At 67.8% G+C, this 15,333-nt stretch carries 1 protein-coding gene; it reads right to left on the bottom strand.

From position 1 onward, the window contains the following. Positions 1 to 45 precede the first annotated feature (45 nt). Positions 46 to 15,330: an autotransporter-associated beta strand repeat-containing protein gene (locus ACODS9_RS25350; protein WP_489095031.1), complete on the bottom strand. Its 15,285-nt coding sequence runs from the start codon at positions 15,328 to 15,330 to the stop codon at positions 46 to 48. Positions 15,331 to 15,333 lie beyond the last annotated feature (3 nt).

Genomic DNA, 15,333 nt, shown 5'->3' with positions numbered 1-15,333 from the left:
CGGGCTTGCCCCGCGATGGGCAGCGTAGCGGCCCCGGATGCGACCTCAGAACCCCATGCTGAAGCTCACCACCACGCCATGGTCGCGGTTCTCGCTGGACAGCTGCCCGGAGTACCCGACCCCGAGCTTGCCGCTCGCGCCCACCGACAGGTCCACCCCGGCCTCGACCACCGCCGCATCCTTGGCAATCGGCACACCCTCGGTACTGAAACCGTCGCCGCCACCGATGAAGCGCAGGTCAGCATCGGGCTTGTCGTCGCCGAATGCATGGCGCCAGCCCACCGACAACCGCGGCGTGATGGTGCTGCCGTTGTCGAGCAGGATGCGCTTGCCAGCCCGCACGCCCAGGGTGGAGAAGGTCACATCCTGGTCGACCTTGCCCTCCAGCCGCCCTGCCCCGCCCTTCTCATGGGCGGTGTCACTGTCGTAGTTGACATAAGCCAGGCCGGCGAACGGTTCCAGGGCAATGCCGCCGGCATCGATGGCGTAACCCACCTCACCGAACACCTGGGCACTACGCGCCTTGTACTTGGCCTTGAGACGGTCGTCGTAGCTGCCCACGGTGACATCGCGCTTGGTGTCGATGTCGTGCCAGCTGTAGGCCACACCCAGGCGAGCGGCGAAGGCATCGAGCTGGTAGCCGAGGTAGGTGGTCAGGTGGTAGCTGTCCACCGTGGCGTCGGAGCGGCGACGGTGCGCGTCGATGCTCGAGCGGGTGTAGCCGGCGGCGGCGCCGACTTTCCACTCATCGTCCAGCGCGCGGTCCACACCGAGCATGAAGCCCGACAGGTCGCGGTCGACGCTGGCATGGCTGCTGCTGCCGTCGTAGGTGCCCCAGCCGCCGATGGCGCGGATCCAGCCCACGGCCTGGCCCTGGCAGCCTTCGCTGGTCAGTTGCTGGTTGGCGGTCGGCGCCAGGGTGCGACGCGGGTCGTCCTGGTTGGTGCAGTCGGCCTGGCGCAGGCGGTCATTGACCGCGTCGCGGACGTAGCGCGAGTCCTCGATCAACACGGTCGCGGTGCTGGCGTGGATCTCGCCGGACAGGCTGTCGAACGCGGCCTGGGCGCCCTGGCGGTCCAGCGGCAGCAAGTTGTTGACCAGTTCGGCCGGCGCCCCGGCACTGGCCAGCGCGGTGGCCACGCCACGCTGGTTGCCAGTGGCGGCGACATCGGCGAAGGAGTTGCCGTTGCGGCTGACCGACAGGGTCACCTGGTTGGCGCCGTAGTTCAGCGAGCTATTGAGGAACGCCGAGTTGGCCAGGTTGGTGGTGGCGAAGGTGCCATTCACCCCGCCCGCGGCGCTGACCACGGTGTACTGGCCATTGCCGCTGGCCAGGTTGGCGACCATCAGGCTGCCGCCGAGGTTGGCGGTGCCGCCCACATTCAGGTAGTTCACCGGCGATGTGCCGAGGTCGATCACCAAGGTGCCGGTGGCGCCGTTGGTGAAGTTGCCCGACACGTTCAGGTTACCGGCAGGCCCTGGCAGCACGGTGCCATTGTTGGTCAGGCCGGCGACGGTGCCGTTGCCGGTCAGTGCGGCGCCATTGGCCACTGTGACCTGGGCTGCGAGGTTGCTGCCCGGATTGGCCGCATCGCCCACCTGCAACACGCCCTGGTTGACGTTGAAGGCGCCACTGAACGGCTGGTTGCCAGTCAGCAGCAAGGTACCGCCGCCCTGCTTGGTGGTGGTGCCGGTACCGCTGAGAGTGCCGTTGAAGGTGCCATTGCTGCCTTGGGCGAAGACCAGGTTGGCGTTGTTGAGGATGTTGCCCTGCAGGCTGGTGGTGTTGCCGACCAGGGTACCGCCACTGACGGTGGTGCCACCGCTGTAGGTGTTGGCGCCCGAGAGGATCAGAGTGCCAGCGTCGAGTTTCTCGATGCCGCCGCTACCGACCAGCGGCACGCTGACGGTGGCGGTGGCACCTGCGTTGACACGCACCGGCGCCAGGCTGCCATCGGCACCATTGACCGGCGTCAGGCTACCGCCAGCGCCCGGAACGACCTGGTAGCCGTTGCTGAGGAACTGCAAGCCCTCGAACGACTGGTTGCCGACCACGGTGACGGTGCCCGGAGTACCGCCGAAGACCGCGTAGCCACCACTCCAACCTTCGTTGCTGGTGCCACCGGCGTTGGTCCAACCGGTGTTCGGCCCCCAGGTTCCGCTGCCGCCGCCGATGCTGCCATCGGGGTTGGTCTTGCCGCCATTCCAGAACTGCAGCTCTTCGCCGTAGTTCTGCACCACCAGGTTGATCTGGTTGGCGATGGCGGTCTGCAGGGTCAGGTCACCCAGCACCACGCTGCCCGGAATCGCACCGAACACCAGGCCGTTGTCGGTGAGCGTGCCGCCGTAGCTGAACAGTTGGTAGACACCGGTGCCAAAGCCGCCGGCATCGGTGATGTTCAGCGTGCCGTCCAGCACCAGGTTGCCGTTGACCTTGGCCACGGTGGTGGAGGCCGCCGGGGCGCCGAGGCTGAAGTCCAGGGCGCTGCCCGACGCCAGGTCGAGGCTGCCGACAGTGAGCGGCGTGGCGCTCTGGCCGGCGGCCAGGGTGGCGCCATTGGCGATCTGTACCGCGCCGCCGTAGGTACCGCTGCCGCCCAGGCGGGCGCCGGTGGCGACCTGCACGCTGGCACTGTCGAGGCGGCCATTGACCAGCAGGCTGCCAGCGTTGACCTGGGTCGCGCCGGTCAGGCCATTGATGCCGGTCAGCAGCAGTTCGCCGGTGCCGTTCTTGGTCAGCGTGCCAGTACCGGTGAGGTTGCCGGTGTAGCTGCCATTGGCGTTCTGCTCGAAGGTCAGGGCCGCGTTGTTGAGGATCGCGCCTTGCAGGCTGGTGGTATTGCCCACCACGCCGCCTGCGTTGATCTGGGTGCCGCCGGTGTAGGTGTTGGCACCGTTCAGGGTCAACAGGCCAGCGCCATTCTTGATCAGCCCACCGGTGCCGCTGACCACCCCGTTGAGGGTCAGGGCGTTGCTGCCGGCGATGGCCAGGGCGCCGTTGAGCACGGCATTGTTGGCCAGGGTCACGGCGGTGTTGCTGTCCAGCGTGGTGCCGCCCGCGGCCGTCAGGGCGCCACTGCCCAGCGCGCTATCGTTGCCTAGCACCAGGGTGCCGCCGTTGAGGGCGGTACCGCCGCTGTAGCCATTGGCAGCATTGAGCACCAATGTGCCGCCGTCTTGCTTGGCGACGCTGCCGGTGCCGTTGAGGGCGACGTCGAGGGTGGCGGTGACGCCGCTGTCGACCCGCAGGTTGGTGGTGCCGTTGCCCAGCAGTTCACCGGCCGTCCCCGCATTGAGCACATAGCCGTCGGTGACGAACTGCAGGCCGGTGATGCTGTGGCTGCCGTTCACGGTGACGGTGCCGGGGGCGCCCTGGAACACGGCGAAGGTATCGTTCCAGGTGCCGTTGAGCACGCCGTTGGCGTCGGTCCAGTTGGTGTTGGTGGCATCCCAGACGCCGCTGCCGCCCTCGATCACACCGTTGGCCACGGTCTGGCTGCCGTCCCAGAACAACACGTTGCTGGCGCCACCGACCACCAGGTTGACCTGGTTGGCCACGGCGGTCTGCACCGTCAGGTCGGTGATCGGCACCGGCGTGGTGCCGAAGCTCATGCCGTTGTTGGTGAGGCTGCCGCCGTAGGCGAACAGGCGGTACACGCCGGCGCCGAAGCCGCCGATGTCGGTGACATTGAGGGTGCCGCCCAGGGTCAGATCGTTGGCCACGTTGACCAGCGGTGTGCCGCCAGCCGACGGCGCGCCCAGTGAAGCGTTGAAGTTGGCGCCGCTATCGAGCACCAGGTTGCCGGCGTTCAAGGTGCTGCCGCCGATGGCCGCCAGGCTGCCGCCATTGGCCACCGTCACCGAACCACCGAGGCTGCCGGCACCGCTGAGGGTGGCGCCACTGGCGACGTTGACCGTGCCGCTGGCCAGGGACCCATCCACCTTCAGCCCGCCGCCTTGCACGTTGGTATTGCCGGTGTGGCTGTTGGCGCTGCGCAGCGCCAGGGTGCCGGCGCCGAGTTTGTTCAGGGTGCCAGTGCCACCGATATTGCCATCGAAGGTGCCGCCTTCGACGTTCAGGCTGTTGCCAGCGGCGATGGCGATCGCACCAGTGCCTCCTATGTCACCCAATGTGGTGTTGCCGTCGAGGTTGAGGCTGGCGCCACTGCTGACGTTCAGCTCGCTCTGGGCGCCCAGGGCGGTGGTGCCGACGGTGCTCAGGCTGCCTGAAAGAATGTTGAGGATGCCGCTGAAGGTGTTGTTGCCCGACAGCGTCAGGTCAGCCAGGCCGCTCTTGTTCAAGGTACCTGCACCACTGAGCACGCCGGCCAGGTGCAGGTCATTGCTGCCCAGCACGTTGAGCACGTCGCTGACATTGACCGAGTTGGCCAGGGTTACGGCACTGGCGCTGTCGAGGCTGGCATTACCGGTGACATCCAGCCCGCCGCTGCCAAGGGCCGCATCATTGCCCACCACCAAGGTGCCGGCCTGCAGCTCGGTACCACCGCTGTAGGTGTTGGCGCCCATCAGCGCGAAGCGGGCGAGGCCGGCCTTGAGCAAGCGGCCGCTGCCGCCGACGGTGCCGCCGAGGGTCAGGTCGTTGCTGCCCAGGATCGTCAGGTCGCCGGTAGCGTTGACGTTGTTGGCCAAGGTCACGGCCTGGCTGCTGTCCAGGCTGGTGCCGGCCACGGTGTTCAGGCTGCCGCTACCCAGCGCGGTATTGGAGCCCAGCACCAGGGTGCCGCCGTTGAGCGCGGTGTTGCCGGCATAGGTGTTGTTGCCAGCCAGCGCCAGCCGGGCGCTGCCAGCCTTGACCAGGCCACCGGCGCCGCCGATGTTGCCGCCCAGCGCCAAGTCGTTGCTGCCGGCGATGTTCAGCGGCCCCGCCAGGGTGATGGCATTGGCCAGCGTGACCGAGGCATTGCTGTCGAGGGTGGTACCCGCCGCGGTTTCAAGCGTACCGCTGCCCAGGGCCGTGTTGCTGCCGACAATCAAAGTGCCGCCACTGAGCACGGTACCGCCGCTGTAGCTGTTGCTGCCGTTGAGCACCAGGGTACCGCTGTCGAGCTTGTTGAGCTTGCCGACGCCGGTCAGGCCGACATCGAGGGTCGCCGTGGCACCCGGATCGACCCGCACGCTGGTGTCGCCACTCGTGCCGTTGATCAGGTCGAGCGCGCCGGCGGTGCCGGCCAGCAGGCGGTAGCCATCGCTGACGAACTGCAGGCCGTTGACCGTCTGGCTGCCGTCGACGGTGACATCGCCGGCGGTGCCCTGGAACACCGCGAAGGTGCTGCCCCAGGTGGTGTTGGTCAGGCCGTTGAGGTCGGTCCAGTTGGTATTGCCGGCGTTCCACACGCCGGCACCGCCGTCGACCTGACCGTTGGCCACGTTCTGGCTGCCATCCCAGAACTGGATATTGAGCCCCGCAGCGCTGACCAGCAGGTTGACCTGGTTGGCCAGGGCAGTCTGCAAGGTCACGTCGCCCAGGCCCACGCCCAGCGGCAGGCTGCCGAAGTCCAGACCGTTGTCGGTGAGAGCGCCGGTGTAGTCGAAGACGCGGTACACACCGTTGCCGAAGCCGCCGATGCTGCTGACGTTGAGCGTGCCGTCGAGGGTCAGGTTGCCACCGACGTTGAACAGCGCGGTGCCACCGGTGGACGGCGAGCCGAGGCCGATATCGACGATCGAACCGCTGTTGAGCACCAGGCTGCCGAGGCCCAGGGTGGCGCCGCTCTGCCCGGCCAGGTGGCCGCCGTTGTCGATCACCACCGAGGCATTGGCGGTGCCGCTGCCGCTGAGGGTCGCACCGCTGGCCACGGTCAGCAGGTTGCTGCCCAAGGTGCCGTCGACCTTCAAGGTACCGGCGTTGACCAGCGTGTTGTCGGCCAGGTTGCTGGTGCCGGTCAGGGTCAGGGTGCCGCTGCCGACCTTGGTCAGGCCGCCCAGGCCGTTGAGACCACCGGCGAAGGTGCTGCTGAGGTTGTTGCCGCCCAGGCTCAGGACGCTGCCGACGCCGACATCGACCAGGCCGCTGCCGGTCAGGCTGCCGAGGCTGGCGTTGCCGTTGAGGTTGAGCTGGCCGCTGGCGCCGACGTTGAGGGTGTCGACGTTGGCCAGCACACCGCTGCCGAGGGTGGTGAGGGAGCCCGCCTGGATATCCACGTTGCCGGTGAAGGTCTTGACCCCGACCAGGGTAAGGTCGTCGACGCCGGTCTTGACCAGGTTGCCGCTGCCGCCGAGGTCGCCGCTGAGGATCAGCACATTGGCGGCTTCAATAGTCAGGTTGGCGCCGTTGCTCAGGGCGATGGTGTTGCCCAAGGCCATGGCCGAGCTGTTGGCCAGGGTGGCGTCGGCGGTGACCGCCAGGGTGCCGGTACCCAGTGCACCGCTGCTGCCCAGGGTCAGGCGCCCGGCGTTGAGCTGGGTGCCGCCCTGGTAGCCGTTGTTGCCATTGAGGGTCAGGTTGCCGCTGCCGTTCTTGGTCAGGCCTGCCGTGCCGTTGATCACGCCGTTTAGGGTCAGGTCGTTGCTGCCATCGACTGTCAGGCCAGCGTTGAGGGTGACGTTGTTGGCCAGGGTGGTGCTGGCGCCGCTGCTGAGGGACGAGGCCCCAGCGACGGTCAGAGCCCCCTGCCCCAGCGCGTTGTCGTTGCCGACCACCAGCCGGCCGGCACCGAGGGTGGTGCCGCCCAGGTAGCTGTTGGCGCCGTTGAGGGTCAGGGTGCTGGCACCGGCCTTGTTCAGGCCGCCGACGCCATCCACCACGCCGGTGAGGGTCAGGTCGGCGCTGCCCGGCAGGTTGAGGGTGCCGCCCAGGTGCACGTTGTTGGCCAGGGTAGCGCCCGCACCGCCGGCATCGAGGCTGGTGTTGGCACCGGTGCTGAGGTCGCCGCTACCCAGCGCGGTGTTGCTGCCGACCACCAAGGTGCCGGCGTTGAGGGTGGTGCCGCCGCTGTAGGTGTTGTTGCCGTTGAGGGTCAGGCTGGCGGCGCCGTTCTTGACCAGGCCATTGTTGCCGGCGATCACGCCGTTGAGAGTCAGCGCCTGGCTGCCGCCAAGGGTCAGGTTGCCACCGGCGAGGTTGACGGCATTGGCCAGTACCAGCGCCTGGCTGGCGTCGAGGCCGGCGGCGCCGTTGACGGTCAAGGCCCCGCTGCCCAAGGCGCCCGCATTGCCCAGCAGCAGGCTGCCGGCCTGCAGCGAGGTGCCGCCGGCATAGGTGTTGCTGCCATTGAGTACCAGCTGCCCGGCGCCCAGTTTGTTCAGCGCCCCGGCACCGCTGATGACACCGTCGAGGGTCAGGGCCTGGGTGTTGTTGACGCCGAGAGTGGTACCTGCGCCGAGGCCGATGGCATTGGCCACCTGCAGCACGCCGATAGTGGCCAGGGTGCTGTTGCCGGTCACCGACAGGCTGCCCGTGCCCAGCGCGCTGTTGTTGCCCAGCGTCAGGGTGCCAGCGCCAAGCGTGGTACTGCCTTGGTAGGTGTTGGCGGCGCCGAGGGTCAGGTTGCCGGTACCGGTCTTGGTCAGGCCGCCGGTACCGCTGATCACGCCGTTCAATGTCAGGTCGTTGTTGCCGGTCAGGCTCAGGGTGTCGTTCAGCGCCACCTGGTTGGCCAGGGTCAAGGCACTCGTGGTAGCCAGGTTGGCGGCGCCGCCGACGACAAGGTTGCCGGTACCCAGGGCCTGGTTGTTGCCCAGGGTGAGCGTGCCGGCATTGAGGGTCACGCCGCCAATCAAGGTGTTGGCGCCACTGAGGGTGAGGTTGCCGGCGCCGTTCTTGGTCAGGCTGCCGGCCCCTGTGACCAGCCCGCCCAGGCCCAGGTCGTTGCTGCCGGCGATGGTGAGGTTGCCCGCCAGGTTGACGGTGTTGCCGATAGTGATCGCCGAGGCGCTGTCCAGCGTGGTCCCGGCAGCCGCGTTGAGCTGGCCGAGGCCGAGGGCGCTGGAGCTGCCGAGCACCAGGGTGCCGGCATTGAGATTGGTGTTGCCCAGATTGCCATTGGTGCCGTTCAGGGTCAGGGTGCCGCTGCCGGTCTTGGTCAGGCCGCCGACGCCGGTGACGTTGCCGCCCAGGGTCAGGTTCTGCGCCCCGGCGACGGTCAGGTTACCGGCCAGGTTGATCAGGTTGGCCAGGGTGACGTTGGCATTGCTGCTCAGGGTAGTGCCGCCGGCTGCGTTCAGGGCACCCGTGCCCAGCGCCGTGTTGCTGCCGACCACAAGGGTGCCGCCGTTCAGGCTGGTAATGCCCTGCTGGCTGTTGCTGCCGTTGAGGGTGAGCGTACCGGCGCCACCCTTGATCAGGCCACCGGTGCCGCTGAGCGCACCGTTGAGGGTGAGGTCGTTGCTCCCTGGCAGGGTGAGGTTGGCGTTCAGGGCAATGGTATTGCCCAGCGCCAGGTTGCCGGTGGTGGCCAGGCTGGCGGCGCCGGTCACGGTGAGGCCGCCAGTGCCCAGGGCCTGGGCGTTGCCCAGGGTCAGGGTACCGGCACCCAGACTGGTGCCGCCGCTGTAGGTGTTGGCATTGCCCAAGGTCAGGTTGGCGCCGCCGTTCTTGATCAGGCTGCCAACCCCCGAGACCACGCCGGACAGGCCCAGATCGGCGGAACCGGCGACGGTCAGGGCACCGCTGAGGCTGAAGGCGTTGCCGAGGGTGACAGCCGTATTGCTGTCCAGGGTAGTGCCGTTGGCGGTGCTGACCGTGCCGGTACCGAAGGCGGTGTTGTTGCCGACCACCACCGTGCCGCCATTGAACAGGGTGCCGCCGGTATAGCTGTTGGCGCCATTGAGCACCAGCGTGCCGCTGTCGACCTTGGCCAGTTGGCCGCTGCCAGAGAGGCCGACGTTGAGGGTCGCGGTGACGCCCGGGTCGACGCGCAAGGCAAAGGCGCCGTTGCTGCCGTTGACCAGGTTCAGGCCACCGGCGCCGATCAGGCGATAGCCGTTGGTGACGAACTGCAGGCCGGTGGCGGCCTGGGTGCCGACCACGGTGACATCGCCGGCGGTGCCCTGGAACACCGCAAAGTCGCTGGCCCAGCTGCCATTGAGCACGCCGTTGACATCGGTCCAGTTGGTGTTGCCACCGTTCCAGGTACCGGAACCGCCGTCGATCACGCCATTGGGCACGCTCTGCGCGCCGTCCCAGAACTGCACGGTGCCAGTGGCGCCGCCGACCAGCAGGTTGATCTGACTGCCAATGGACGTCTGCACCTGAAGGTCGCCGGGCAACATGACGCCCGGCACGTTGCCAATCAGCAGGCCGTTGTCGACCAGCGCGCCGGTGTAGTCGAACAGCCGGTAGATACCGGTGCCGAAGCCGCCGAGGTCGGTGACGTTGAGGGTACCGTCCAGGGTCAGGTTGCCATTGACGCTGACCACTGCGGTGCCGCCGGTGGCCGGCGATGCCAGGCCGAAGTCGAGGATCGAGCCGCTGTGCAGGGTCAGCGCACCGGTGCTGAGGGTCGCGCCGCTGTTGGCCAGCAGGTGCGCGCCATTGGCAATGTCGACTGCGCCGAGCAAGCTGCCGGTGCCACCGAGGCTGGCGCCGCTGTTGACCTGCACGCTGGGGCTGGCCAGTGAGCCGGTGACGTTGAGCAGGCCGGCATTGACCGTGGTATTGCCGCCGAGCACGTTGACGCCGGACAGCTCGAAGCTGCCGGTACCGGTCTTGACCAGCCCGCCACTGCCGGCCAGGGCACCGCTGAACACGCTGTTGAGGTTGTTGCCGCCCAGGGTCAGGGCACCACCGCCGGCGATGTTCACCGTGCCGGCCCCGCTCAGGCCACCGATGGTGGCGCTGGCGCCGAGATTGAGGCTGGTGCCGGCGCCGACGCTGACCGCCGAGGTGTTGCCCAGGGCCGTGTTGCCGACCGTGGTGATGCTGCCGCCAAGCAGGTCGATGGCGCCGCTGAAGGTGTTGTTGCCGCTGAGCGTCAGGTCGGACACGCCGTTCTTGATCAACCCGCCGGTACCACTGAGCACACCGCCCAGGGTCAGGTTGTTGCTGCCACCAAGGGTCAGGTTGGCGCCGAGGTTTACGTTGTTGCCCAGGGTCATCGCCACGCTGTTGGCCAGCGTCGAGGCGCCGCCGACGTTCAATGCGCCGGTGCCCAGCGCGGCGGCGTTGGCCAAGGTCAGGGTGCCGGCATTGAGGTTCAGGCCACCGCTGAAGGTGTTGGCGCCGCTCAGGGTCAGATTGCTGCTGCCGTCCTTGGTCAAGGCCCCGGCACCGCTGATCACGCCGCCCAAGGTCGTGGTGTTGTTGCCTGGCAGGGTCAGGGTAGCGCCGTTGCCAAGGGCGATGGCGTTGCCGAGGTTGAGGGTGGCGCTGGAGTCGAGGCTGGCATTGCCGCCCACGCTCAGGGCGCCGCCGCCAATGGCGTTGTTGTTGCCCAGGACCAGGGTGCCGGCATTGAGGGTGGTGCCGCCGCTGTAGGTGTTGTTGCCGTTGAGGGTCAGCACGGCGCTGCCGTTCTTGACCAGCGCACCGCTGCCGCTGATGAGGCCGCCGAGGGTGGTGGCGTTGCTGCCCAGCACGGTCAGGGTATTGGCGCCGAGGTTGATGCCGTTGGTCACGGCGACAGCGGTACTGGCGTCGAGATTGGCGTTGCCGCCCACGGTCAGGGCGCCGATGCCCAGCGCGGTGTTGCTGCCCAGGGTCAGGGTGCCGGCATTGAGCTGGGTGCCGTTGGTGTAGAGGTTGTTGCCGCTCAGGGTCAGATTGGCGTTGCCATTCTTGACCAGCGAACCGATGCCGCTGACCACGCCGCTCAGGCCCAGGTCGGCGCTGCCATCGATGGTCAACGGGCCGGCGATGTTCACATCGTTGGCCAGGCTCACCGCCGTATTGGCATCCAGGTGGGTACCGGCCAGGGTGTTGAGGGTACCGGTACCCAGCGCGGTGTTGCTGCCGACCACCAAGGTACCGGCGTTCAGACGGGTGATGCCGCTGTTGCTGTTGTTGCCGGTCAGGGTCAGGGTGGTGCCGCCATTCTTGGTGATGCCGCCGGCACCGGCGATGACGCCGCTCAGGGTCAAATCGTTGCTGCCGGGCAGGATGAAGTTGCCCGCCAGGTTGAGCGCGTTGCCTAGGTTCAGCCCAGCCGCACTGGTGTCCAGCGTGGTGTTGTTGGCGGCGTTGAGCGCGCCGGTGCCGAGCGCGGTATTGCTGCCGACCACCAGGGTGCCGGCGTTGAGCGTGGTGGCGCCGCTGTGGGTGTTGTTGCCGCTCAGGGTCAGGGTGGCGCTGCCGTTCTTGACCAGGCCGCCAGTGCCGCTGAGGGTGCCAGCCAGGGTGAGGTTGCTGGTGGTCGGCAGGGTCAGGTCGGCACCGAGGTTGACGGCGTTGTTCAGGGTCATTGCCGTCGAGTTGGCCAGGGTCGACGCGCCACCGACCGTCAACGCGCCGGTTCCCAACGCGGCGGCGCTGGCCAGGGTCAAGGTACCGGCATTGAGCGTGAGGCCGCCGCTGAAAGTGTTGGCACCGCTCAGGGTCAGGTTGGTGGCGCCATTCTTGACCAGTGCACCGGTGCCGCTGATCACCCCGCCCAAGGTGGTGGTGTTACTGCCTGGCAGGGTCAGGGTATTGCCGGCCAGGTTGATGGCGTTGCCCAGGTTCAGGGTGCCGCTGCCGTCGAGGCTGGCATTGCCGCCCAGGGTCAGGCCGCCAGTGCCGAGGGCATTGCTGTTGCCCAGGGTCAGCAGCCCGGCGTTCAGGGTGGTACCGCCACTGAAGGTGTTGTTGCCATTGAGCGTCAGGCCGGCACTGCCGCTCTTGACCAGGGCACCGGTGCCGCTGATCTGCCCGGTCAGGGTGGTGGCGTTGCTGCCCAGCACGGTCAGGGTGTTGCCACCCAGGCTGATACTGTTGGTCGCCGAGACGGCGGTACTGGTGTCCAGGTTGGCGTTGCCGCCCAAGGTGAGGCCGCCGATGCCCAGCGCGGTGTTGCTGCCAAGAATCAAGGTACCGGCATTGAGCTGGGTGCCGTTGGTGAAGGTGTTGCTGCCACTCAGGGTCAGGCTGGCGTTGCCGTTCTTGACCAGCGAGCCGATGCCGCTGATCACGCCGCTCAGCCCGAGGTTGGCAGTGCCGTCGATGGTCAGGGGGCCAGCGGCGATGACGTCGTTGGCCAGGCTGACCGCGGTGCTGGCGTCCAGGTGCGTTCCCACGGCGGTGTTGAGGATGCCGGTACCGAGCGCCGTGTTGTTGCCGACCACCAGGGTGCCGCCGTTGAGGAAGGTGGAACCGCTGTTGGTATTGGCGCCAGTCAGGGTCAGCGTGGTGTTGCCGGCCTTGGTCAGGCCGCCACTGCCGGCGATGACGCCGCTCAGGGTCAGGTCGTTGCTGCCGGGCAGGTTCAGGTTGCCGGCCAGGTTCAGGCCGTTGCCGATGTTCAGCCCGGCGACGCTGGTGTCCAGGCTGGTGTTGGCCGCGGCGTTGAGCACGCCGGTGCCCAGCGCGGTGTTGCTGCCCAGCACCAGGGTGCCGGCGTTGAGCGTGGTGGCGCCGCTGTGGGTGTTGTTGCCGCTGAGGGTCAGGCTGGCGCTGCCGTTCTTGACCAGGCTGCCGGTGCCGCTGAGGGTCCCAGCCAGGTTGAGGTTGTTGGCGCCTGTCAGGGTCAGGTTGCCGCCCAGATTAACCGCGTTGCCGAGGGTCAGCGCCGCCGTGTTGGCCAGCGTCGATGCGCCACCCACGGTCAGGGCGCCGGTACCGAGCGCCGTGGCACTGGCCAGGGTCAGGGTGCCGGCGTTGAGGGTGAGGCCACCGCTAAAGGTGTTGGCGCCGCCCAGGGTCAGGTTGGTGCTGCCGTTCTTGACCAGCGCGCCGGTGCCGCTGATCACACCACCCAGGGTGGTTGCGCTGGTGCCAGGCAAGGTAAGGGTGTTGCCAGCCAGGTCGATGGCGTTACCGAGGTTCACCGCCACGCCCGCATCAAGACTGGCGTTGCCGCCCAAGGTGAGGCCGCCGGTGCCCAGGGCGTTGTTGTTGCCCACGGTGAGAACACCGCTGTTTAGGGTCGTGCCGCCGCTGAAGGTGTTGCTGCCGTTCAGGGTCAACCCGGCGCTGCCGCTCTTGACCAGCGCGCCGGTACCGCTGATCACGCCGCCCAGCGTGGTGCTGCTGGTGCCCAGCAGGTTCAGGGTATTGGCGCCAAGGTTGACGGCGTTGCCCAGGCTCACCGCCGTACTGGCGTCCAGGCTGGCGTTGCCGCCGAGGGTAAGGGCGCCGGTGCCCAGGGCGTTGCTGTTGCCGACGGTGAGCTTGCCGGTATTGAGGGTGAGGCCGCCGCTGAAGGTGTTGTTGCCGTTCAGCGCCAGGTCCCCTGCCCCACTCTTGACCAGTGTACCGGTACCGCTGATCACGCCACCCAGGGTTGTGGCGCTGGTGCCGAGCAGGTTCAGGGTGTTGGCGCCAAGGCTGATGGCGTTGCCCAGGCTTACCGCGCTGCTGGCATCGAGGCTGGCGTTGCCACCCAGGGTCAGCGCGCCAGTGCCCAGCGCACTGCTGTTGCCGACGGTAAGCTTGCCACCCGCCAGGCTGGTACCGCCGCTGTAGGTATTTACGCCGTTGAGGGTGAGGTCGGCGGCGCCCGCCTTGGCCAGCGCACCGGTGCCGCTGATGATGCCACCCAAGGTGGTGGCATTGTTGCCAGCGAGGGTGAGCGTGCCTGCGCTCAGGGCAATCGCGTTACCAAGGTTGAGCGCCGAGGCACTGTCCAGGATGCTGCTGGCGGTCACCGTCAGGGCGCCGCTGCCCAACGCCGTGTCGCTACCCAAGGTAAGCGTTCCGCCGCCCAGGGAGGTGCCACCACTGAAGGTATTGATGCCATTGAGCGTCAGGCTGCCAGTGCCGCTCTTGACCAGTGAGCCGGTGCCGCTGAGTACGCCGCCAAGGGTCAGTGCGTTGCTGCCGGGCAGCGTCAAGGCTGCGTTCAACGCCACCGCGTTGTTCAACACCAGCGGCACGCTGCCTTGCAGGCTGCCGGCGCCACTGACGGTCAACCCGCCGCTGCCGAGCGCCGTGGCGCTGGTCAGGTTGAGGCCGCCGGCGGCCAGGGTGGTACCGCCACTGTAGGTGTTGCTGGCGCCAAGGGTCAGCAGCCCGGCACCGGTCTTGGTCAAGCCGCCGACACCCGAGACCACGCCATTGAGGGCCATGTCGGTGGCACCGCCAACGTTCAGGCCGGCATTCAAGGTCAGCGCGTTGTTCAGGCCCAGGCCTGCCACCGTGCCCGCGAGACCACCGCCGTTCACCGTGATGCCACCGCTACCGAAGGCGCTGGCATTGTCGAAATTGAGCAAGCCACCGTTGAGGGTGGTCTGGGTGGTGCCGTTGAGCAATTGCCCGATCAGCGACCAGGTACCGCTGTCGACGATCAGGCGGTTGAAGTTGATGTAGTTCGAGGCGTTGATGGTGCCGCTGCCCGTGGTGCCGCTGCCGCCGCCGATGGTGTTCTGCAGCGCCAGGGTGTTGGTGCCGCCGGCACCGCCGTCGACCACCCCTGCAGGCGCGAAGGCCAGGTTGGGGTTACTGGTGACCAGCAGCGAAACACCGATACCGGCTCCCGCGCTGAGGCTGGAGCCGGTAATGGCGTTGAAGCGGTTGGTACTGCCCGCGCCCATCGAGAGGCTGCCGGTCAGGCTCCCGGCGTTGGTGAAGGTGTTGCCGGCTGCCGACGCCTGAAATGCTGTACGACCGAGCACGGTGCCGGTGTTGGTGAAGTCCACCGACCCGCCCCCGCTCACGGCGATGACCGGGGTGTCCTCGCTGAGGATCGTCAGGCTGGCCAGCGCCGCGGAGCCGATGCTCCCGGCGTTACTGATGGTGGTGACGCCACCGGCAGCGTTACGCACGTCCAGGGCCATGCCAGTGAGGTTCAACAGGCTGGCACCGAGCACGGCGCCGGTACCGCGAATCACGCCCGTGGCATTGTTGGTGATGTTGATGGTACTGGCGGTGCTGGTGTTGCCGATCAGCGCCGCAGTGGACTGGATGCTCAGGATCCCCAGCAACGACGGGTTGACGGTACCGGAGTTGTTCAACGTGATGTTGTTGCCGGTGAGCGACAGCGCGGTGCCGCCCACGCCCAGCAGCACGCCCAGCGAGGCACCAGTGTTGACGTTGACGGTGAGGCCGCTGCCACTGTTGGAATAGCTCGGCGCGAGCGGGTTGGCCGCGCCGCTGCAGGTCACCGTGGAACCGGCCAGGCTGCAGGCGGCCAGTGCCTGTTCGCCGTGCAGACCAAAGGCCATGGCAGTCACGGCCAGGCTGACGGCCAGCGACAGTTGGGAGAAACGGGCGGGCGAACGGGAGGCGGCGCGACTGTCCACGGA

Source organism: Pseudomonas sp. FG36, from assembly GCF_057809275.1.
Note: the sequence above shows the minus strand (reverse complement) of the source record. Positions and strands in the feature narration are given on the sequence as shown.